This is a genomic window from Allobosea sp. Leaf344, assembly GCF_001426225.1.
Taxonomy (GTDB): domain Bacteria; phylum Pseudomonadota; class Alphaproteobacteria; order Rhizobiales; family Beijerinckiaceae; genus Allobosea.
In genome coordinates this window covers 309,594-328,677 of the sequence record NZ_LMRT01000009.1, presented here as the reverse complement: position 1 = coordinate 328,677, position 19,084 = coordinate 309,594, and the positions used below count along the sequence as shown (strand labels likewise).

The following is a 19,084-nucleotide window of genomic DNA, read 5'->3' as shown; positions in this document are numbered from 1 at the left end:
TGACCGAGCTGTGGGCCTACTGAGGCGCTATGAAATTTCTCGACCAGGCGAAGATCTATGTGAAGGCGGGTGATGGCGGCGCGGGCTGCGTCTCCTTCCGGCGCGAAAAATTCATCGAGTTCGGTGGCCCGAACGGCGGCGATGGCGGGCGCGGCGGCGATGTCGTGATCGAATGCGTGCAGGGCCTCAACACGCTGATCGACTTCCGCTTCCAGCAGCATTTCAAGGCGAAGATCGGCGGCCATGGCATGGGCGCCGACCGTCACGGCGCCAATGGCGCGCCGGCGGTGCTGAAGGTGCCGCCCGGAACGCAGGTCTTCGACGAGGATGGCGAGACCCTGATCGCCGATCTCACCGAGCCCGGGCAGCGCTTCGTCTTGTGCAAGGGCGGCAATGGCGGCTTCGGCAACGCCTATTTCAAGACCTCCACCAACCAGGCGCCGCGCCATGCCAATCCCGGCCTGCCGGGCGAGGAGCGCTGGGTCTGGCTGCGGCTGAAGCTGATCGCCGATGCCGGGCTGATCGGCCTGCCCAATGCCGGCAAATCGACCTTCCTCGCCACGGTGACGGCGGCCAAGCCCAAGATCGCGGATTATCCCTTCACCACACTGCATCCCGGCCTCGGCGTGGTGCGCGTCGATGGGCGCGAAATGGTGCTGGCGGATATTCCGGGGCTGATCGAGGGCGCCCATGAGGGGCATGGGCTGGGCGACCGCTTCCTCGGCCATGTCGAGCGCTGCCGCGTGCTGCTCCACCTCGTCGAGGGCACCAGCGAGCATGCCGGCAAGGCCTACAAGACCGTGCGCAACGAGCTGGCCGCCTATGGCGAAGGCCTCGACGAAAAGCCCGAGATCGTGGCGCTGTCGAAGGCGGATGCGCTGTCGCCGGAGCTGCTGAAGGAGCAGGTGGCAAGGCTGAAACGCGCCGCCAAGCGTACGCCGATCGTGCTGTCCTCCGCTTCCGGCCTCGGCGTGGAGGAGGCGCTGCGGGCGCTGTTCAAGGTCGTCGATGCCGCGCGGGCCGAGGAGACGGCGCAGAACGCTCCGATCGAGGAGGCCGGCTGGCGGCCCTGATCCCGCGGCGTCAGGCGGGGGTTTCGGCCTCCGGGCGCAGCGGGCCGCGCTTCGCGAAGCGCGACAGCGCGAAGGCGAGCAGCAGCAGCGACAGCGGCAGGCAGAAGACATAGCCGAGCTGGCCGAAGCCGAGCGCGCCGCTGACGCCGCCGACGAAGAACATGCCGACCACCCGCAGCAGGATGGCGAGCTTGGCGCGGTCCGCCCGCACCTTCGTCCGCTCGGGCTCGTCCGGGCGATTGCGGTAGAGCAGCTTGCCGAGCTCGATCCCGATATCGGTGACCATGCCGGTGAGATGGGTGGTGCGCATGCGCGCCCCGGAAATCTTGGTGATGGTGGCGTTCTGCAGCCCCATGATGAAGCAGAGCAGCGGCGCCGCCAGCGCCATCAGCGCCGGCCATTGCCGGCTGGCGGAGCCGAGCGCGCCGAAGGCCAGCAGCAGCAGCGCTTCCAGCGCGATCGGATAGGCGTATTGCCGCGTGCGCGCATTGCGCCGGCCCCAATTGATCAGCAGAGCCGAGCAGGCGGAGCCGGCGGTGAAGCTCACCAGCGCCACCAGCCCGCCGCCGACCAGCCCCAGCGCCCCCAGAGCGAGATTATCGGCGATGGCGGAGACGACGCCGGTCATGTGCGAGGTGTACTCGCCGACGGCGAGAAAGCCGCCGGCATTGATCGCGCCGGCGACGAAGGCCAGCATGGTGCCTAGGATCAGATCGGTCGTGGCGCTGCGGCGATGGGCGACGGCCGAGCGCAGCACCCTGATGCGGCGATGCAGCCGGCCGCGGCTCATCGCGCCGGCTCCACCGGCGCCCCGGCCGATCCCGGTCCGGCCCGCTCGCGCAGCCGGACACCGCGCCCGCCCTGCGTGCTCGCCATCCCTTCGCCGATCAGCTCGATCCCGGCCAGGTCCAGCGCCTCGACGACCTTCATCAGGCTGTCGACGATGCCGCGGACATGGCCGTCGCTGGCCTCCATGCGCTGGATCGTCGGCACGGAGACCCCGGCCAGCCGCGCCAGCGTCTTCTGGTCAATGCCGAGCAGGGCGCGGGCGGCGCGCATCTGGGCTGCCGTGATCACGTGCAGGCTCCCGCTGAGAGTTCCGCCATCGAGACTGATGTTTCAGATATGAGTCGTCAAGTCATGGCCGTTTCAGCGCCGGCATGCTGCGCATGCCCCGCGGCGCTCAACCCTCGACGAATTGCAGCCGGTGAAGCCTGGCATAGGCGCCGTCGCGAGCGATCAGCTGGTCGTGGCTGCCGGTCTCGACCACCTTGCCCTCGTCGAGCACGACGATCAGATCCGCCTCGCGCACGGTGGAGAGGCGGTGGGCGATGACGAGGGTGGTGCGGTTCTTCATCAGCCGGGACAGGGCCTGCTGCACCAGCCGCTCCGATTCCGTGTCGAGCGCGCTCGTCGCCTCGTCGAGCAGCAGGATCGGGGCGTCCTTGAGGATGGCGCGGGCGATGGCGATGCGCTGGCGCTCACCGCCGGAGAGCTGCGAGCCGCGTTCGCCGACGGGGGAATCATAGCCGCGCGGCATCGCCATGATGAAATCATGCGCGGCCGCGTCCTGCGCCGCGGCGATGATCTCGGCCTCGCTGGCGGAGGGGCGGCCGAACAGGATATTGGCCCGGATCGTATCGTCGAACAGCACGACATCCTGGCTGACGACGCCGATCTGGCTGCGCAGACTGGCCAGGGTGACCTCGCGCAGATCCTGCCCGTCGATCTCGATACGCCCGGCGCTCGGATCGTAGAGCCGCGGCACCAGCGCGAGCAGGGTCGATTTGCCGGAGCCCGAGCGGCCGACGAGCGCGGTCATCTTGCCGCCTTCCGCGACCAGATCGATGCCTTCGAGCGCGCGGGAATCGTCGCGGTAGCGGAAGCGCAGGGCCCGGAAGGCGACCTCGCCCGCCCCCACCCGCAGCGGCGCGGCCCCCGGCTTCTCGACGATCGTCGGCTGCTCGTCGAGCAGGGCGTAATAGCGCTTCAGCGAGGCGCCCGCCTCCTGCACGATGGCGTTGAGATTGCCGAGCGACCGCATAGGCTGCGCCGCCAGCAGCAGCGCCGAAACATAGCCGGTGAAATCGCCGACGGTCGAGCCGCCCGAGGTGATGCGCACGCCGATCGCGGCCAGCACGCCGGCCACCGCCATGCCGCCGCCGATCTCCAGCAGCGGATCGAGCCGGCCGCGGGCATTGGCCGCCTTCATCTTGAGGCCGCGGATCGTCTCGAAGGCCGTGGCGGCGCGCGCCTTCAGATAGGGCTCGAGCGAATCGGTCTTGGCGGCGCGGGCGCCCTGCAGGCTCTCCGTCACCAGGCTCGCCATCAGCCCGGTCTGCTCCTGTTGCGACATCGCCATGCGACGCAGCTTCTTGCCGATGCGGCCGATCGGCTGGGCGACGATGGGCGCGATCAGCAGCACCACCAGCGTCATCTGCCAGTCGATCCAGAGCATGGCGCCGACCAGCGCGATGGCGGTCATGACGTCGCGGACCGCGATGTTGATCAGCCGCGTCAGCGCCTCCTTGACGAAGGTGAAGTCGGTGGTGAAGCGCTGGGTCAGGGAGGCGGGGTTCTCGCGCTGCAGCTGGCCGAGATCGGCGTCGATCAGATGCGCATAGAGCGCCGTCTGCATATCCGCCTCGATGCGGCTGACGACGCTGTTGGTCATCACCGTCTGGGTCAGCAGCGAAAACCCCTTGATCGCGGTGACGATCACCACCACCACCGCGACGGCGTTGACGACGCCGATCTCGATGCCGATCGATTTCGAGACCAGCCGCTCCATCCGCCGCACGAAACCGGTCGCTTCCGCCGTGGCGGGGTCGGCGAAGGCGTCGAAGGCGGCCTTGATCAGCAGCGGATAGAAGCTCGTCGTGGCGGCGATGACGACGACGAGGCCGAGGATCATCGCCATCTGCGGCAGGTATCGCCGGACCTGCTCGCGCCAGACGCGGGCGAAAAGCGCGAAAGTGTCGTCGGAAACGCGGCCGATCTTCATGGCGCGGGGCGTATCATGACAATCGGCGAGTGGCGAGGGGCGAGTGGCGAGGGGGGCGAGTGAGGAACGGCGGCCACTCAGGTCTTGCTCGCGACACGAAGCTGGCGTCCGATAGGCGCCGTTCCGATTCAGCAGAGTGCCCTTGCCCATGCCCATGCCCCCGCCGGCCCAGATCGGCCAGAGTTTCCATGAGATCGACACGCCGGCTCTCGTTCTCGACCTCGATGCCTTCGAGCGCAATCTCGTCGCCATGGCCGCCTTCACCCAGGCGCATGGGGTCAGGCTGCGCCCGCATGCCAAGACGCATAAGAGCCCGGAGATCGCCTTGCGGCAGATCGCCCATGGCGCCGTCGGGCAATGCTGCCAGAAGGTTTCGGAGGCGGAGGTGCTGGTGGCGGGCGGCGTCACCGATGTGCTGGTCTCCAACGAGATCGCGGGCGCCGCGAAGCTCGACCGGCTGGCCAGGCTGGCGCGCGAGGCGCGGATCGGGCTCTGCGTCGACCATCCCGACGGGGTGCGCGAGGCGGCCGAGGCGGCCGCCCGCAACGACGTCATCCTCGACGTGCTCGTGGAGATCGATGTCGGCGGCCGGCGCTGCGGCGTGGCACCGGGCGAGGCCGCGGTGCGGCTGGCCGAGGCGGTGGCGCGCAGCAACACGCTGCGCTTCAAGGGCATCCAGGCCTATCACGGCACGGCGCAGCATATGCGCTCCATCGACGAGCGCAGCGAGGCGATCGAGCGTGCCGGGCTGAGCGCGCGCAACACGGTCGATCGCCTGGCGCAGGCCGGGCTGAATTGCGAGTTCGTCAGCGGCGCCGGCACCGGCACCTTCGAGATCGAGACGCAATCGGGCATCTGGAACGAGATCCAGGCCGGATCCTACATCTTCATGGATGCCGATTACGCCCGGAACCGGCAGGCCAATGGCGAGCCCTTCCGCAGCTTCGAGCACGCGTTGTTCATCCTGGCCGGTGTGATGAGCAAGCCCGTGCCCGATCGTGCCATCGTCGATGCCGGGCACAAGGCGGCGGCGATCGATTCCGGGCTGCCGATTCCGTTCCGGCGCGAGGGCGCGGTCTATACCAAGCCATCCGACGAGCATGGCGTGCTGACCGGCGATCCCGCCGCCTTGCCGCATCGTGGCGAGCATGTGCTGCTGGTGCCGGGCCATTGCGACCCGACGGTCAATCTTCATGATTGGTATGTCTGCGTCCGCGGCATGCATGGGCCGGACGCCCATGTCGAGGCGCTCTGGCCGGTGGCGGCGCGCGGCGCCCTGGGCTGAGCGCCCCGGCGGCCGGCAGGGGGGTCAGGCCCGGTCGCGGCCGGCATCCCCGGCGGGATCGAGCAGGAAGCGGCCGATCGCGCCCTGGATGCCGACGGCCTTGCCGGCGACGTCGCGGGCCACGTCCAGCGCACCGGCAGCCGCCTCGACGGCGCGGTCATTGCTCTCGTTGAGGCGATGCAGCTGGCCCGCCACCTCCTTGAAGCCGCCGGCGGCGTGGACGACCTTCTCGGCGATCCCGAGGGTCAGCTGCTTCTGCCCTGAGATGGCGGAGCCGACCGAGGCCGCCAGCCCGCTCAATTCGCCGACGGAGTCGGCGATGACCGCGACGGCCTCGACGGCCTCGCGGCTGGCGGCCTGCATCGCCAGGATCTGCGCGCGCGCATCCTGCGTCGCCTTGCTGGTCTGGGTCGAGAGCGCTTTCACCTCGGTGGCGACCACGGCGAAGCCACGCCCGGCCTCTCCGGCGCGCGCGGCCTCGATCGTGGCGTTCAGCGCGAGGAGGTTGGTCTGCCGGGCAATCTCGCCGATCGCGTCGAGAATGTCGCTGATCGCCTGGGAGGCCGAAGTCAGATTGGCGATGGTCTGGTTGGTGCTGGCCGCATTGCTCGCGGCCTGCCGGGCGACCTCGGCGGATTGGTGGGAATGCCGGTCGACGGTGGCGAGCTCCGAGACCAGCCGCTCGGTCGCCTCGGCGACGGTCTGGGCGCGATCGGCCGCCGCCTGGGCGGTCTGATTGAGCCTCTGCGAATCGATCTGGGCGGTCTGGATCGATTCGGTGACCACGGCGGTGTTCAGCTCGAGCTCCCGCGTCGCCAGCGCCAGCTGCGCGACCTCCTCGCCGATCCGGCCGTCGAGATCGCAGGCCAGCTGGAGCAGCGTCGATCCGGCCGCGGCGGGCGCGGGGGGCGGTGCGACGGGCTGGATGCGCAGCGCCAGCGCGAGCCGGCTGATGTCTCGATCCTGCTTCAGGCCTGCCCGGGCCCGGAGCAGCCCGGCCTCGTCATCCTGTTCGAGGCATCGCGCCAGCTCCGCCAGAGCGGCGTCGCGACGCTGCCGCTGCTGCAGCAGAGCGCCCGCCAGGGCGGCCGCTATCAGGCAGGCGGCGAGCGGCGCCCGGCCGAGACCCTCGAGCCAGCCGGCCGGCATCAGCCCCAGCGCACCGAGGCCGAGGCCGCAGAGCAGAGCCGGCATCCAGCGATGCAGGGTCGCTCCGCTCATGAGCGGGTCCGCGTAGCCGGGCCGGCAGGCGTCCCGCCGGCGGGAGCGGTGGCGACGAGGGGAACTGCAACAGGTTGCATCGATCCAATCCGAGGCGGAGATCAGAGGCGCGACGATACGCAGCCATGTCATGTTTGAAATGGCGCCGATCAGAACAACAAACGGTAAATTGCGAAAACGGATCTTGTCGATTGAGCAAGATGCGTTCAGTTTTTACATTATTATTTGCAGTGTTGCCGTGATGACCTAGGCAGCTGAAGCTTGCGGACTAGTCCATCTGGACTATGAGTCCGCATCCGGAGACCTGATTCGTCTGTGGGTCAGGTGCGTGTGCCGTCAACCGGGATCGAGAAGGAGCGCTTGACCTGGCCGAGCGCGAAGCTCGATTCGATCGAGGCGACATTCTCCAGCCGCGTCAGCTTGTCCTTCAGGAAGCGCTCATAGGCGGCGAGGTCGCTGACGATGATGCGCAGCAGATAGTCGCGGGGGCCGGTCATCAGGAAGCAATCGGCGACCTCGGGCCAGCGCGTCACGGCGGCGGCGAAACGGTCGAGCTCCTCCTCGCGCTGCCGTTCCAGCTTGATCGAGGCGAAAACGGAGACGGGCAGGCCGAGCTTGTCCTGGTCGACCACGGCGGCGTAACCCTTGATCACGCCGGCATCTTCCAGCAGCCGGACGCGCCGCGCACAGGGCGAGGGGGAGAGACCGACCCGCGCGGCCAGATCCTGAATGCTCATCCGGCCATCGGCCTGCAGGGCCTGCAGCAGGCGGCGGTCGATCTCGTCTAGGCGGTGTTCTGGCATAATTCGGCACGCTCCCCGGCCATCTTAGCGGAAAACACCAATCGGTGAAGCGGCGAGCCCGATCTTTGGCTGCCAACAGCGTGGCCGGCATGCTTGATTGGGGCGGACCAGCCCGAGAGTGACATGATGACCGATCCGCGCCTCCCCGTTCTCGCCGAGCTCGAGAAGAAGATCCTGTGGCTCGCCTCCTGGACCATCCACAACGCCAATCATCTGCGCGGCAACGAGGACGGGATGAAGGTCGGCGGCCATCAGGCCTCGTCGGCCTCGCTCGCGACGATCATGACGGCGCTCTACATGGCGGCGCTGAAGCCGCAGGACCGGGTCGCGGTGAAGCCGCACGCCTCGCCGATCTTCCACGCGATCAACTATCTCATGGGGCTGCAGACCCGCGAGAAGCTCGAGAATTTCCGCGGCTACAAGGGCGCGCAGAGCTATCCCTCGCGCACCAAGGACATCGACGACGTCGATTTCTCGACCGGCTCGGTCGGGCTGGGCGTGGCCCAGACGCTGTTTTCCTCACTGGTGCAGGATTACGTGAAGGCCCATGGCTGGGCGGCGGAGCGGCCGGAAGGCCGGATGGTCGCGCTGATCGGCGATGCCGAGCTCGACGAGGGCAATATCTTCGAGGCCCTGATGGAGGGCTGGAAGCACGGGCTGCGCAACACCTGGTGGGTGATCGACTACAACCGCCAATCGCTCGATGCCGTCATCCGCGAAGGGCTCTATGACCGTTTCGAGCAGATGTTCCGCAATTTCGGCTGGGACGTGGTCACGCTGAAATATGGCTCGCTGCAGCAGGCAGCCTTCCGCGAACCGGGCGGGCAGCGGCTCAAGGCCTGGATCGACGCCTGCCCGAACCAGCTCTACTCCGCCTTGACCTTCCAGGGCGGCACCGCCTGGCGCCGGCGCCTGATGGATGATCTCGGCGATCAGGGCCCGGTCACGCAGCTGATCGAGGCGCGCTCCGATGCGGAGCTGTCGCGGCTGATGTGCAATCTCGGCGGGCATGACCTGCCGAGCATCCTGGAGGCCTTCGAATCCATCGACCACGACCGGCCGGTCTGCTTCCTCGCCTATACCGTCAAGGGGTTCGGCCTGCCGCTGGCGGGGCACAAGGACAATCATGCCGGGCTGATGACGAAGGAGCAGATGGAGGGCTTCCGCGCCGCCAACCGCATCCGCCCCGGCCATGAATGGGATCTGTTCGAGGGGCTCGAGCTGCCGGAAAGCCAGTTGCGCACATTCCTGGCCGAAGTCCCGTTCTTCGCCCGCGGACGGCGGCGGATGTCTGCCGCGACGCTGCCCGTGCCCGAGCGGCTGGAGGCCGGCATCCAGCCGGTGATGTCGACGCAGATGGGCTTCGGTAAGGTGCTGGACGAGATCGCCAAGCGGGGCGGGCCGCTGGCCGACCGGATCGTCACCACCGCGCCGGACGTGACGGTGTCGACCAATCTCGGCCCCTGGGTCAATCGCCGCGGCCTGTTCGCGCGCGCCTCGATGGCCGACACCTTCAAGGACGAGCGCATCCCCTCGATGCAGAAATGGGAGTTCTCGCCGCAGGGGCAGCATATCGAGCTCGGGATCGCCGAGATGAACCTGTTCATCACCCTGTCGGCGCTGGGCCTGTCGCATGAGATCTTCGGCGAGCGGCTGATCCCGATCGGGACGCTGTACGACCCCTTCATCTCGCGCGGGCTCGATGCGCTGAACTATGCCTGCTACCAGGATGCGCGCTTCATGGTGGTGGCGACGCCATCGGGGGTGACGCTGGCGCCCGAGGGCGGGGCGCATCAATCGATCGCAACGCCGCTGATCGGCATGAGCCAGGACGGGCTGTGCGCCTTCGAGCCGGCCTTCGTCGACGAGCTCGCGGTGATGATGCGCTGGTCCTTCGCCTATATGCAGCGCCATGGCGAGAGCGAGGCGCAGATCATGGATCCCGCCGAGACGAGCTGGCTGCGCGACGAGACCGGCGGCTCGGTCTATCTGCGGCTGTCGACGCGCCAGCTCGAGCAGCCGAAGCGGGAGATGACGCCGGAGCTGGAAAAGGAGATCATCGACGGCGCCTATTGGCTGCGCCGGCCCGGGCCCAATGCCAGCGTCGTCATCGCCTATAGCGGGGCGGTAGCGCCTGAGGCGATCGCGGCGGTGGGCCTGCTGGCCGAGGACCGGCGCGATGTCGGGCTGCTCGCCATCACCTCGGCAGACCGGCTCAATGCCGGCTGGCAGGCGGCGGAGCGGGCTCGGCAGCGCGGCCAGCACGACGCGACGAGCCATGTCGAGCGGCTGCTGGGGCCGCTGTCACGCGATTGCGGGATCGTCTCGGTGATCGACGGCCATCCGGCGACGCTGGCCTGGCTCGGCAGCGTGCATGGCCATCGCCAGAAGGCGCTGGGTGTCGAGCATTTCGGCCAGACCGGCACGGTCGCCGATCTCTACCGGCATTTCGGGATCGATGCGAACGCGATCGTCCATGCGGCGCAGGCGGCGGCGCCCGGCCGGCCGGTGCGGCACCTCAAGGCGCTGCCCTGAGCTGCGGGCCGCTCAGAAGCGCGGCGTGGCGAAGGTGCCGGCGAAGGGGTTCGGCCCGCTGGCGAAGCGGCCGGGCAGGGTGCCCTCGCCATAGAACTCGCCGGTGCTGGCATAGACGGGGCTGGCGACGACATGCTGCGTGACGTAGCGGCTGAGCGAGCCGACCGCCACGACATTGCCCGCGTCGAAATAGCTGCGCTTCTGCACCGTGACGCGCAGCGGCCCCTTGCGGCTCTGCGCTTCGGCCGTAGCGATGGCGACCGTCGATGCCGCGGCCGTCAGGGCGAGGAAGGCGGCGAGGCGCGTGAGCGAACGCATGGAGGGTCTCCGGAGCAGCGACGAATGCGACAGTGCGAGGTCTTCAGCATAGTCCCACGCAGTTAACGAATTGAGCAGCCCTCCGGTTCACTGGCAAGTGACGTTCACTGGCAAGTGACGATCACGGGCGCGGCGCCGGATTTCGCTCGGTCGCGACGGCGGTGCGGGTGCGCAGCGGCGGCGCGGAGCCGGCCGGATCGAGCCAGGAGGTCTTGCGGCCGGCGGCGGAGAGCCTGGTCGGTGCGCAGGCGGCATTGCGCTTGAGTTCGGTGCGGGCGAAGGCGGCGCGCAGCACCAGGTCCTCGCCGGCGCTGCGCAGATCGATCCTGTCGATCAGGCAGGTGAGCTGCTGCCGGTCGGCCGGCCGCGCCGCGGTTCCGCACCACCAGCCGCTGAGCGCGAGCGGGACGCCGTCGGCCTGTTTGCGGAAGGCGATGCAGGCGCGGCCCTCGCTCTCCCCGGCGAGGGTCACATCCGCCGTCTCGACCGAACCGAACCGGGTGGCAAGCCCGGTGGCGAGACTGCTGCGGCGGACGGAGAGCCCGCGCCCGGCCGCCTCCCGCACCAGGCCGATGACGAAGGGCTGCAGGGCCGCTCCGGCGCCCTCATGGTCAGGCTGCAGGCGCAGATGGAGATGCGGCCCGGGTTCCTCGAAGCCGCCGACATCGAGCCGGTCCTGGCGCTGGCGGCCATCGCCGCTCTGATAGGCTTCGATCCGCGCCGGGAGCCCGTCGAATTCCGGCGAGTCCAGCCCGAACATCGGCACCGGACGCGGGATTCTGATCCAGCTCTCGCCGGCGGTGGCGGGACGCGGCTCAAGCCGCACGTCGCGGAGCGGGCGCGCCGCCGGCTCCTCGACGATCGCGCCGGCGAGCATCGTGTCCTCGGTGCCGCCGGAGACCGAGGCGGCGAGCCAGGTCGCCAGCCCGATCCCGGTCAGCGCCGCGAGGCCACGCCAGGCGAGATTGCCGCCGAGCCCGACGAGCCGGTTGCGGCAGAGCTGGCGCACCAGCCGCAAAGCGCCGGCCAGCCCGTGCTCGACGGCATCGGCGGCGCGGATCAGCAAGCCGATCCAGTCGAGCCGCAGCACGACGAGGCCGGCCTGCCCGAGGCGCCGCAGCAGCGCGGCCGCGGCCGTGGCCAAAACGGGGAGGGTGGGCTCGAGGCCGAGGCGCAGGCGCGCCAGCAGAGGGGAGATGACAGGCTCGGACACTTCGCTTTCCCGCATGGCGCCCCCGGTCGCTCGGGAGGGGGTGCCTCGGGCGGCAGTCTCGGGCGGGGAGGCTCCTGTCCGGTTACCGGGCGCAGCCAATCGCGAGACAGCGTGAATCGCCGGTAATCAGGCAGGGTTAACGGCGGCGCCGGGCGGCGGGAGATTGACTTTTTCCCGGCTTGGGTGTTCTGAGGGGGACGAAAGATGGCCCTGCGGCAGTCTTTCGGCGCGACTGCTCCCAGCCCTGCGGGAATTGGCCCTGTGATCTTCGGTCTGACGACGAAACGCACGACCAAAACGGCGACCGGCACCGTCCGGACGCCGCGCTGACGCTGTCGCCTCGGTTCCGGGCCCTCCCCCCCGGCGGGGGCTGATGCCGGACCGCCTCTCCCAGTGAGGCGGCAGGCGCCCCGGGGGAGACCAACCGGCTATCCAAAGGAACATGATCATGGGCTTCAAGGTCGCGATTGTCGGCGCCACGGGAAATGTGGGCCGCGAGATGCTCGATATCCTGGCGGAGCGCGCCTTCCCGGTCAGCGAAGTCGTGGCGCTGGCGTCCTCGCGCTCGATCGGCACCGAGGTGTCCTTCGGCGACAGGACGCTGAAGTGCAAGGCGCTCGAGCATTATGATTTCTCGGACACCGATATCTGCCTGATGTCGGCCGGCGGCGAGATTTCCAAGGAATGGTCGCCCCGCATCGGCCAGCAGGGCGCCGTCGTCATCGATAATTCCTCGGCCTGGCGGATGCATCCCGACGTGCCGCTGATCGTGCCCGAGGTGAATGCCGCCGCCGCTGCCGGCTTCAGCAAGATGAACATCATCGCCAATCCGAATTGCTCGACCGCGCAGCTGGTGGTGGCGCTGAAGCCGCTGCATGACCGCTTCGGCGTCAAGCGCGTGGTCGTCTCGACCTATCAATCGGTCTCCGGCGCCGGCAAGGACGGGATGGACGAGCTGTTCAACCAGACCCGCTCGGTCTTCTCGGCCGGCGAGATCGTCACCAAGAAGTTCCCCAAGCGCATCTCCTTCAACCTGATCCCGCATATCGACGTCTTCATGGAGGACGGGTTCACCAAGGAAGAATGGAAGATGATGGCGGAGACCAAGAAGATCCTGGATCCGAAGATCAAGCTGACCGCGACCTGCGTGCGCGTGCCGGTCTTCATCGGCCATTCCGAGAGCGTCAACATCGAATGCGAGAAGCCGGTGACCGTCGAGGAGGCGCGCGAGGTGCTGCGTGCGGCGCCCGGGATCCTGGTCGTCGACAAGCACGAGCCCGGCGGCTACATCACCCCGCATGAAGCGGCCGGCGAGGACGCGACCTATATCTCGCGCATCCGCGAGGACAACACGGTGGAGAACGGCCTCGCCTTCTGGTGCGTCTCCGACAATCTGCGCAAGGGCGCGGCGCTGAACGCCGTGCAGATCGCGGAGGTTCTGATGAACCGCAAGCTGATCCAGCCGCGCAAGCAGGCCGCCTGATCGGCCCGTGACCGGCGGGCTTTCGCCCGCTTCGACGCCTCTGAAGCCGGCGAAGCGGCGGAGCCCAGAACCGAGCTCCCCGCCGCCGGCGCTACGGCGCGGCCCGCCCGCATCGATCGTGCCATCGACGATCGCTGCATGCGGGCCGTTCCGGTTTTGCGCGACGGGTTCGGCGGTTATCGATTAAGCTCGCCCGCATCTCCAGCCGTAGCGGTCGCTTGCCAGATCTGATCCGTCCCGATCCAACCATGCCTCCCGACACACCCCGCGATGCTTTGCCGGCGTCGCTGCGGCGGGATGCGCCGCTGCGCGGGATCGGGCTGACCCTGCTCTCCACCATCTTCCTGTCGACCGCCGACATCACCTCGAAATTCCTGGCCGGGCACGTCCCCGCGCTGCAGATCACCTGGCTGCGCTATGTGTCCTTCGCCGTGATCATGCTGCTGCTGGTCTGGCGGGCCGGCGGGCTGGCGCGGTTGCGGACGAGCCGCCCGGTGCTGCAGTTCTTGCGCGGGCTGTGCGTGGCGATGGCCTCGATCCTGTTCGTGATGTCGCTGAAATACCTGCCGATCGCCGATGCGGTGGCGACGAGCTTCGTCACGCCGCTCTTCGTCACGGCCCTGTCGATCCCGCTGCTCGGCGAGAAGGTGGGCTGGCGGCGCTGGACCGCGACGCTGGTCGGGCTCGCCGGCGTGCTGATCGTGGTCAGGCCGGGCGGCGCGGCCTTCCAGCCGGCCTCGCTGCTGCCCGTGGCCTCGGCGCTGGCCTGGGCCTGCGGGCTGATCGTCACCCGGCTGATGAGCAACACCGAGAGCCCGCTGACCACGCTGACCTATTCCGCGCTGATCGGGCTCGTCATCGTCAGCCTGCTGCAGCCGCTGTCCTGGCAGGCGCTGACCGGCCAGACCGTGATGCTGGGGATCCTGATCGGGGTCTTCTCGACGATCGGTCACTGGATGGTGATCGCCGCCTTCCGCTATGCCGACGCCTCGGTGCTGGCGCCCTTCTCCTATGCGCAGTTGCTCTTCGCGTCGCTGTTCGGCTTCATCCTTTTCTCGGTGCTGCCGGATGTCTGGGTCGTGGTCGGCGCCGTCGTGATCGCCGCGTCGGGGCTCTATATCGCGCATCGCGAGCGCGTCCGGGCGCGGATGGCGCTGGGCGTCCACGCGGATTGACCGGCCTCGACGACCGGTCCCGCCCCTGAGATACCAGCGATCCCTCGCATTCCTGCGGGGTCGGGAGCGAGCCATGCGCCGCGCGATGCGCCTGCGGCATGGCGTCCCCCTCGGCCCGCGCTCGGCGGGAGCGATTGACTCATCCCGGGCTTTGGGGCAATTATGATAGCAATATCAGTAGTTTAGATGTTTTCTAAACTACGGGCCGGGTCACCGGAGCTAGTTGGAAGGCGCTTGCAATGACCGTTTCGTCCATCAAGGACTTCAGCCGAGCCGTCACCCCCGCGGACCACATCCCCTGGCCGCAGAAGAGCCCGTCCTCCTGCCCGATCAGCGCGGTGCGGACCCGGCTGCGGCTGGCGGGGCTGCGGCCGACGCGGCAGCGCATGGCGCTGGGCTGGCTGCTCTTCGCCAAGGGCGACCGGCATGTCAGCGCCGAAATGCTGTATGAAGAGGCGCTGCGCGCTCGCGAGCCGCTTTCGCTGGCCACCGTCTACAACACGCTGCGCCAGTTTTCCGAGGCCGGGCTGCTGCGCCAGGTCTCGGTCTCCGGCCCCAAGACCTTCTTCGACACCAATGTCTCGGAGCATCATCATTTCTACAATGAGGATGATGAATCCGTCGTCGACATCCCGGGCTCGACCATCCAGGTGGCGGGGCTGCCGGAGGCGCCGGAGGGGATGGTGATCGCCTCGGTCGAGGTGATCGTGCGCCTGCGCCGCGCGGATGGCGGGGAGGTCGTCAAGAAGGTCGCCGGGGGGCAGCACGCGTGATCGTCTGCTCCTGCAATGTTCTGTCCTGCAGCCAGATCAGGGGCACGATCGCCCCGGACGGCTCCGGGCCTTCGACGGCGGGGGAAGTCTATGGCTGCCTGGGCTGCAGCCCCGATTGCGGGCGCTGCGCCCAGCAGGTTCGCGCCATCCTGGCGGAGGCCCGCGCCGCCTGCGCCAGCCATTGCGCATCCTGCGCCAGCCGCGACATCGCCTGCGCCGTCCATGTGCAGATCGGCGTGATGATGGAGGGGCTGGATAGCGAGCAGAACATCGCCGCCTGACCTTGCGTCATTTTTGTCGGGAACAGCGAGATTCCCTCTTCCCTTTCGGTTCGACCCCCACTAGCTTAGGATCATTCTAAACTAGCTGGGAGCGACCCCGATGAAGGGCGACAAGAAAGTCATCGAATATTTGAATCGGGGGCTGCGCTCCGAACTGACGGCCATCAACCAGTATTGGCTCCATTACCGGATGCTAGATAATTGGGGCCTGAAGGACATGGCCAAGACCTGGAAGAAGGAATCGATCGAAGAGATGGTCCATGCCGACCGTTTTGTCGACCGCATCCTGTTCCTCGAAGGTTTCCCGAACATGCAGAAGCTCGATGCGCTGCGGATCGGCGAGAACGTCAAGGAGGTCATCGAGGCTGATCTCAAGGCCGAGATCGAGGCGCGTGCGCTCTACCAGGAAGCTTCGACCTATTGCCGTGAGGTGCATGACTACCCGTCCGAGGAGCTCTTCCGCAATCTGATGAAGGATGAGGAAGGGCATATCGACTTCCTCGAGACGCAGCTCGAACTGATCACCCGGATCGGGCTGGAGCTCTATACGCAGAAGCATATGGGCGAGCTGGACCATTAGGCGCTCCCGACCCGGGCGCGCCGACCTTGGCGGCGCGCGGATCCATGCGATTGCGCGCGCGTGGCGCAGGGGTTTTGCGGAAGCAGCGCCGAGCGCTGCCGCGAGCGCCTGCGCACCTGCAGGCGCTCCGGCGCCTCTCCACACCGCATGGCGCGCAAAAAATCACGCGCGGCCGACATGCTGATGTCACCATCGCGGCCGACAAGATTGCGATGAAACCGCCCCGCCAGACCCCGTATCTCGCCTGCTATTGCCTGCTGCGCGCGGGCGAGAGCATCCTGCTGCAGCGCCGCCGCAACACCGGCTATCTCGACGGCCAGTGGGGGCTGCCCTCCGGCCATGCCGATGCGGGCGAGGATGCGCTGGCCGCCGCCTCGCGGGAATTGCGCGAGGAGACCGGGCTATGCGTCGATCCCGCCGCCTGGCGCCTGGTCTGCGCCATGCATCGCCGCACCAGCCTGACGATCATCGACCTGTTCTTCACCACGGACCGGGTCGACGGCACGCCGCGGATCCTCGAACCCGACAAATGCGACGGCCTCGCCTATTTCCCCCCGGACCAGCTGCCGCAGCCGCTGATCGGCTATGTCGCCGTCGCGATCGGCTGCCTGCAGGGCCGGCAGACGCCCCACGGGCGCTACCACCAGGAAGGCTGGGCCTGACGGGCAGGGAGGGCGCGGCGGCAGCAGGGGCAGGGGCGAGGGTGTGGGAAGGGCCTTGGTGGAGCTGAGGGGATTCGAACCCCTGACCTCTGCAGTGCGATTGCAGCGCTCTCCCATCTGAGCTACAGCCCCAAGGCGCTGGCCTTCTAGGCCGTGCGTCGCGTGGATGTCAATCGCTTCCGGTGCCGCCGCGGGACTTTCAGCGTCCTGTCATGAAGCCGGGCGATGATCGCCACTCCCGCCTTTCCGGATGGTCATGCGCCACCCGCTGCGACATGAGGAAGATCGATGCGTGCCGTTCTCGATGTGGTGATGCTCGCGCTGAACATCTACACATGGCTGCTGATCGCCTCCGCCGTGATGAGCTGGCTGATCGCCTTCAACGTCATCAATACCGGCAATCAATTCGTCGCCTCGGTCTGGGAGTTCCTCTACAAGATCACCGAGCCGGTTCTGCGGCCGATCCGCAACATGCTGCCCAATCTCGGCGGCATCGACATCTCGCCGATCATCCTGCTGCTGCTGATCTTCTTCATCGAGCGGATCATCCAGCTCTATCTCTACCCGATCGCCTTCTGAGCCGCAGAGGGCGCGGTGAGCTCGCCCTGGAGCGCCTCCGCGGAGGGGGTGCGGATCGCGGTGAGGCTGACGCCGCGGGGCGGGCGCGACGCGCTGGACGGGGTCGAGTGTCTGGCGGATGGCCGCTGCGTGCTGAAGCTGCGGGTGCGCGCCGCGCCGAGCGAGGGCGAGGCCAATGCCGCGCTGCTGCAGCTGATGTCGCGGCTGCTCGACCTGCCGCGCTCGCGGATCGCCTTGGTGCAGGGCGCCAGCGCGCGGATCAAGACCCTCGCCGTCGCTGGCGATCCCCTGCTGATCGGGGCGCGGCTGGAGGCGCTGCTGGCGACTGAGCGGGCGCGCGGGGCGCCGCCGACTTGACGAAACCGCTCCGCTCCTGTTCGACAGGCGCATGGACACTCCGACGCCTTCCTTCCCGTCCCGGTTGACCGAGGGCTATCGCGCCTTCCTCGACGACCGTTTCGCGCGCGAGCAGAAGCGCTATCAGGAACTGGCCGAGACCGGGCAGACCCCCAAGATCATGCTGATCGGCTGCTGCGATTCGCGGGTCGCGCCCGAGACGATCTTCGATGCGCGCCCCGGCGAGTTGTTCGTGGTGCGCAACGTCGCCAATCTCGTCCCGCCCTTCTCGCCGGACGACCAGCTGCACGGCACCTCGGCGGCGCTGGAATATGCGGTGCAGGCGCTCAAGGTCGAGCATATCGTGGTGATGGGCCATGGCCGCTGCGGCGGCATCCGCGCCTTCGCCGACGATGCGCAGCAGCCGCTCTCGCCCGGCGACTTCATCGGCAAATGGATCACCCTGATCGGGCCGGCGGCGGAGCGGACCGGAGGCCGCGGCCGCAACGAGATGCTCGAGGATTACGTCGAGCGCCTGGCGCTGGCCTCGATCCTGCAATCGCTCAAAAATCTCAGGACGTTCCCCTGCATCAGCATCCTCGAGAGCAAGGGGCGGCTGCAGCTGCACGGGGCCTATTTCGCGGTCGCCTCCGGCGTGCTGATGCTGCTCGATCCCGCGACGGGGCAGTTCGTGCCGGCGGTCGGCGACATGCCGAAGAAGCTGCGGATGATCCGCTGCGACGAGGCCGCCGCGGAGTAGGGCTCCTTCTCGCGACGCAGCCGCGCGAATCGGCGCCCGCCAGCTGAATTTCCTGCCGCGCCCCCGATGACGCCGGGCTCGGCTTGCGCTAGATTGGCCGCTCCGATCACTGCATTTTTCGAAGCTCCATGTTCGACCGCCGCAAGCCTCCCGCCGCCCAGCCCTTCGTCACCCACGAAAACATCGGAGCCAAGGTCAAATGGTTCGACCCCGAGAAGGGGTTCGGTTTCGCTTCACCCGCCGATGGCTCCGGCGACGTTTTCCTGCATGTCTCCGCCCTCGGACCGCTCGACCAGCAGGATCTGCAGCCGGGCGCCACCATCATCGCCGATCTCGGCGAGGGCCGCCGCGGCCTGCAGGTCGTCGCGGTTCACGAGATCGACGCCTCGACGGCGCAGCAGGCGGCCCCGCGCGGCGAACGCGCCCCGCGCCCCTTCTCGCCGCGCCCGCCGCGCGATGATTTCGGCGGTGGCGGCTATGGTGGCGGCGGCTATGCCGATCGCGGCGACCGCGGCGGCTTCGGCGGCGGCCGCGACAGCAGCCCGATGGAGGGGCCCTATGACGGGGCCGTGAAATTCTTCAACACCGAGCGCGGCTTCGGCTTCATCGCGCCCGATCGCGGCGGGCCCGACGTCTTCCTGCATGTCAGCTCGCTCAGCCGCAGCGGCCTGCAGCCGCCGATGGATGGGCAGCGCGTGCGCTTCTCCATCCGTTCCGGCAAGAAGGGCCCCGAAGCGGCCGATGTGAGCTTCATCTGAGGCCGGGCGACCCCGGCTCCGCGCGGAGGAGGCCCGCCGGCGCGCGGGCCTTTTTCATGCGCGGCCGCCGGGGTGTCAGGGCATCCCGACGCGACAGGGCTCGGCCAGCTGATGCGCAACCCCGCTGCTCTCCCCCGCGCGCGCCCTGGCGCTCCTCACCGTCATTGCGAGCTTAAGCGAAGCAACCCAGCGGCGCCGGGTGAGCCTCTCACCCCCTGGGTTGCTTCGCTTCGCTCGCAATGACG

At 68.3% G+C, this 19,084-nt stretch carries 19 protein-coding genes, 1 tRNA gene and 1 pseudogene; 13 read left to right on the top strand and 8 right to left on the bottom strand.

Annotation, left to right across the window (positions count from 1 at the left end; translation table 11 throughout):
- Positions 1 to 29: 29 nt before the first annotated feature.
- Positions 30 to 1,073 (top strand): GTPase ObgE, encoded by a 1,044-nt coding sequence (obgE, locus tag ASG72_RS07590; RefSeq protein WP_056710689.1) that lies wholly within the window; start codon positions 30 to 32, stop codon positions 1,071 to 1,073.
- 67 nt (positions 1,074 to 1,140) lie between these two features.
- Here obgE and ASG72_RS07585 read toward each other — a convergent pair.
- From ASG72_RS07585 to ASG72_RS07575, 3 genes and pseudogenes are all read right to left on the bottom strand, one after another.
- A pseudogene (locus ASG72_RS07585) lies at positions 1,141 to 1,767 on the bottom strand (YoaK family protein); the annotation flags it as partial.
- Between the two features lie 92 nt (positions 1,768 to 1,859).
- Positions 1,860 to 2,150: a helix-turn-helix transcriptional regulator gene (locus ASG72_RS07580; protein ID WP_056710683.1), complete on the bottom strand. Its 291-nt coding sequence runs from the start codon at positions 2,148 to 2,150 to the stop codon at positions 1,860 to 1,862.
- Between the two features lie 106 nt (positions 2,151 to 2,256).
- Positions 2,257 to 4,077 (bottom strand): ATP-binding cassette domain-containing protein, encoded by a 1,821-nt coding sequence (locus ASG72_RS07575; RefSeq protein ID WP_056710680.1) that lies wholly within the window; start codon positions 4,075 to 4,077, stop codon positions 2,257 to 2,259.
- A gap of 148 nt (positions 4,078 to 4,225) precedes the next feature.
- Between ASG72_RS07575 and ASG72_RS07570 the strand changes: the two genes are divergently transcribed.
- Positions 4,226 to 5,362: a DSD1 family PLP-dependent enzyme gene (locus tag ASG72_RS07570; RefSeq protein ID WP_056710678.1), complete on the top strand. Its 1,137-nt coding sequence runs from the start codon at positions 4,226 to 4,228 to the stop codon at positions 5,360 to 5,362.
- 24 nt (positions 5,363 to 5,386) lie between these two features.
- Here ASG72_RS07570 and ASG72_RS07565 read toward each other — a convergent pair whose 3' ends face one another.
- Together ASG72_RS07565 and ASG72_RS07560 are read right to left on the bottom strand one after the other, a co-directional pair.
- Complete coding sequence (locus ASG72_RS07565; protein WP_162246208.1) at positions 5,387 to 6,583, bottom strand: methyl-accepting chemotaxis protein; 1,197 nt, start codon at positions 6,581 to 6,583, stop codon at positions 5,387 to 5,389.
- Between the two features lie 320 nt (positions 6,584 to 6,903).
- Positions 6,904 to 7,386: an Lrp/AsnC family transcriptional regulator gene (locus ASG72_RS07560; protein WP_056710673.1), complete on the bottom strand. Its 483-nt coding sequence runs from the start codon at positions 7,384 to 7,386 to the stop codon at positions 6,904 to 6,906.
- A 126-nt stretch (positions 7,387 to 7,512) separates the two neighbouring features.
- Between ASG72_RS07560 and ASG72_RS07555 the strand changes: the two genes are divergently transcribed.
- Positions 7,513 to 9,921, top strand: a complete 2,409-nt coding sequence (locus tag ASG72_RS07555; RefSeq protein WP_056711051.1) for a transketolase — start codon at positions 7,513 to 7,515, stop codon at positions 9,919 to 9,921.
- Between the two features lie 12 nt (positions 9,922 to 9,933).
- On the opposite strand, the gene ASG72_RS07550 is transcribed toward ASG72_RS07555, so the two are convergent.
- Together ASG72_RS07550 and ASG72_RS07545 are read right to left on the bottom strand one after the other, a co-directional pair.
- Positions 9,934 to 10,239 carry a hypothetical protein gene (locus ASG72_RS07550; protein ID WP_056710671.1) on the bottom strand — a complete coding sequence of 102 codons (306 nt, stop codon included), beginning with the start codon at positions 10,237 to 10,239 and terminating at the stop codon, positions 9,934 to 9,936.
- 121 nt (positions 10,240 to 10,360) lie between these two features.
- Positions 10,361 to 11,452: a hypothetical protein gene (locus tag ASG72_RS07545; RefSeq protein WP_056710669.1), complete on the bottom strand. Its 1,092-nt coding sequence runs from the start codon at positions 11,450 to 11,452 to the stop codon at positions 10,361 to 10,363.
- 448 nt (positions 11,453 to 11,900) lie between these two features.
- Between ASG72_RS07545 and ASG72_RS07540 the strand changes: the two genes are divergently transcribed.
- The 6 genes from ASG72_RS07540 (at position 11,901) to ASG72_RS07515 (ending at position 16,406) form a co-directional block, all read left to right on the top strand.
- Positions 11,901 to 12,935, top strand: coding sequence for an aspartate-semialdehyde dehydrogenase (locus tag ASG72_RS07540; protein WP_056710667.1), 1,035 nt, complete (start codon positions 11,901 to 11,903; stop codon positions 12,933 to 12,935).
- Between the two features lie 248 nt (positions 12,936 to 13,183).
- Positions 13,184 to 14,110 carry a DMT family transporter gene (locus ASG72_RS07535; protein WP_056710665.1) on the top strand — a complete coding sequence of 309 codons (927 nt, stop codon included), beginning with the start codon at positions 13,184 to 13,186 and terminating at the stop codon, positions 14,108 to 14,110.
- Positions 14,111 to 14,349: 239 nt separating this feature from the next.
- On the top strand, positions 14,350 to 14,883 hold the full coding sequence (irrA, locus tag ASG72_RS07530; protein ID WP_082540175.1) for an iron response transcriptional regulator IrrA: 534 nt from the start codon (positions 14,350 to 14,352) through the stop codon (positions 14,881 to 14,883).
- Positions 14,880 to 15,164 (top strand): (2Fe-2S)-binding protein, encoded by a 285-nt coding sequence (locus ASG72_RS07525; protein WP_082540174.1) that lies wholly within the window; start codon positions 14,880 to 14,882, stop codon positions 15,162 to 15,164. The genes irrA and ASG72_RS07525 overlap by 4 nt, the downstream gene beginning before the upstream one ends.
- A gap of 100 nt (positions 15,165 to 15,264) precedes the next feature.
- On the top strand, positions 15,265 to 15,744 hold the full coding sequence (gene bfr / locus ASG72_RS07520) for a bacterioferritin (RefSeq protein ID WP_056710663.1): 480 nt from the start codon (positions 15,265 to 15,267) through the stop codon (positions 15,742 to 15,744).
- A gap of 212 nt (positions 15,745 to 15,956) precedes the next feature.
- Positions 15,957 to 16,406 carry an NUDIX domain-containing protein gene (locus ASG72_RS07515; protein WP_056711047.1) on the top strand — a complete coding sequence of 150 codons (450 nt, stop codon included), beginning with the start codon at positions 15,957 to 15,959 and terminating at the stop codon, positions 16,404 to 16,406.
- A gap of 56 nt (positions 16,407 to 16,462) precedes the next feature.
- On the opposite strand, the gene ASG72_RS07510 is transcribed toward ASG72_RS07515, so the two are convergent.
- Positions 16,463 to 16,538: transfer RNA gene (locus tag ASG72_RS07510), tRNA-Ala, on the bottom strand.
- Between the two features lie 156 nt (positions 16,539 to 16,694).
- Between ASG72_RS07510 and ASG72_RS07505 the strand changes: the two genes are divergently transcribed.
- The 4 genes from ASG72_RS07505 (at position 16,695) to ASG72_RS21400 (ending at position 18,839) form a co-directional block, all read left to right on the top strand.
- Positions 16,695 to 16,985, top strand: coding sequence for a YggT family protein (locus ASG72_RS07505; RefSeq protein WP_056710661.1), 291 nt, complete (start codon positions 16,695 to 16,697; stop codon positions 16,983 to 16,985).
- Between the two features lie 15 nt (positions 16,986 to 17,000).
- Positions 17,001 to 17,342 (top strand): DUF167 family protein, encoded by a 342-nt coding sequence (locus ASG72_RS07500; protein ID WP_056710659.1) that lies wholly within the window; start codon positions 17,001 to 17,003, stop codon positions 17,340 to 17,342.
- 31 nt (positions 17,343 to 17,373) lie between these two features.
- A complete protein-coding gene (locus tag ASG72_RS07495; protein ID WP_056710657.1) occupies positions 17,374 to 18,081 on the top strand; it encodes a carbonic anhydrase in 708 nt (235 codons plus the stop codon).
- A 128-nt stretch (positions 18,082 to 18,209) separates the two neighbouring features.
- Positions 18,210 to 18,839: a cold-shock protein gene (locus ASG72_RS21400; protein WP_056710655.1), complete on the top strand. Its 630-nt coding sequence runs from the start codon at positions 18,210 to 18,212 to the stop codon at positions 18,837 to 18,839.
- Positions 18,840 to 19,084: the final 245 nt, after the last annotated feature.

Bases quoted from the DNA above. Each gene is read 5' to 3' on its own strand.
- ASG72_RS07575 (WP_056710680.1), bottom strand. From the start codon at position 4,077: ATGAAGATCGGCCGCGTTTCCGACGACACTTTCGCGCTTTTCGCCCGC.
- irrA (WP_082540175.1), top strand. From the start codon at position 14,350: ATGACCGTTTCGTCCATCAAGGACTTCAGCCGAGCCGTCACCCCCGCG.
- ASG72_RS21400 (WP_056710655.1), top strand. From the start codon at position 18,210: ATGTTCGACCGCCGCAAGCCTCCCGCCGCCCAGCCCTTCGTCACCCAC.
- ASG72_RS07560 (WP_056710673.1), bottom strand. From the start codon at position 7,386: ATGCCAGAACACCGCCTAGACGAGATCGACCGCCGCCTGCTGCAGGCC.
- ASG72_RS07555 (WP_056711051.1), top strand. From the start codon at position 7,513: ATGACCGATCCGCGCCTCCCCGTTCTCGCCGAGCTCGAGAAGAAGATC.
- bfr (WP_056710663.1), top strand. From the start codon at position 15,265: ATGAAGGGCGACAAGAAAGTCATCGAATATTTGAATCGGGGGCTGCGC.
- ASG72_RS07540 (WP_056710667.1), top strand. From the start codon at position 11,901: ATGGGCTTCAAGGTCGCGATTGTCGGCGCCACGGGAAATGTGGGCCGC.
- ASG72_RS07495 (WP_056710657.1), top strand. From the start codon at position 17,374: ATGGACACTCCGACGCCTTCCTTCCCGTCCCGGTTGACCGAGGGCTAT.
- ASG72_RS07535 (WP_056710665.1), top strand. From the start codon at position 13,184: ATGCCTCCCGACACACCCCGCGATGCTTTGCCGGCGTCGCTGCGGCGG.
- obgE (WP_056710689.1), top strand. From the start codon at position 30: ATGAAATTTCTCGACCAGGCGAAGATCTATGTGAAGGCGGGTGATGGC.
- ASG72_RS07550 (WP_056710671.1), bottom strand. From the start codon at position 10,239: ATGCGTTCGCTCACGCGCCTCGCCGCCTTCCTCGCCCTGACGGCCGCG.
- ASG72_RS07570 (WP_056710678.1), top strand. From the start codon at position 4,226: ATGCCCATGCCCCCGCCGGCCCAGATCGGCCAGAGTTTCCATGAGATC.
- ASG72_RS07515 (WP_056711047.1), top strand. From the start codon at position 15,957: ATGAAACCGCCCCGCCAGACCCCGTATCTCGCCTGCTATTGCCTGCTG.
- ASG72_RS07565 (WP_162246208.1), bottom strand. From the start codon at position 6,583: ATGAGCGGAGCGACCCTGCATCGCTGGATGCCGGCTCTGCTCTGCGGC.
- ASG72_RS07505 (WP_056710661.1), top strand. From the start codon at position 16,695: ATGCGTGCCGTTCTCGATGTGGTGATGCTCGCGCTGAACATCTACACA.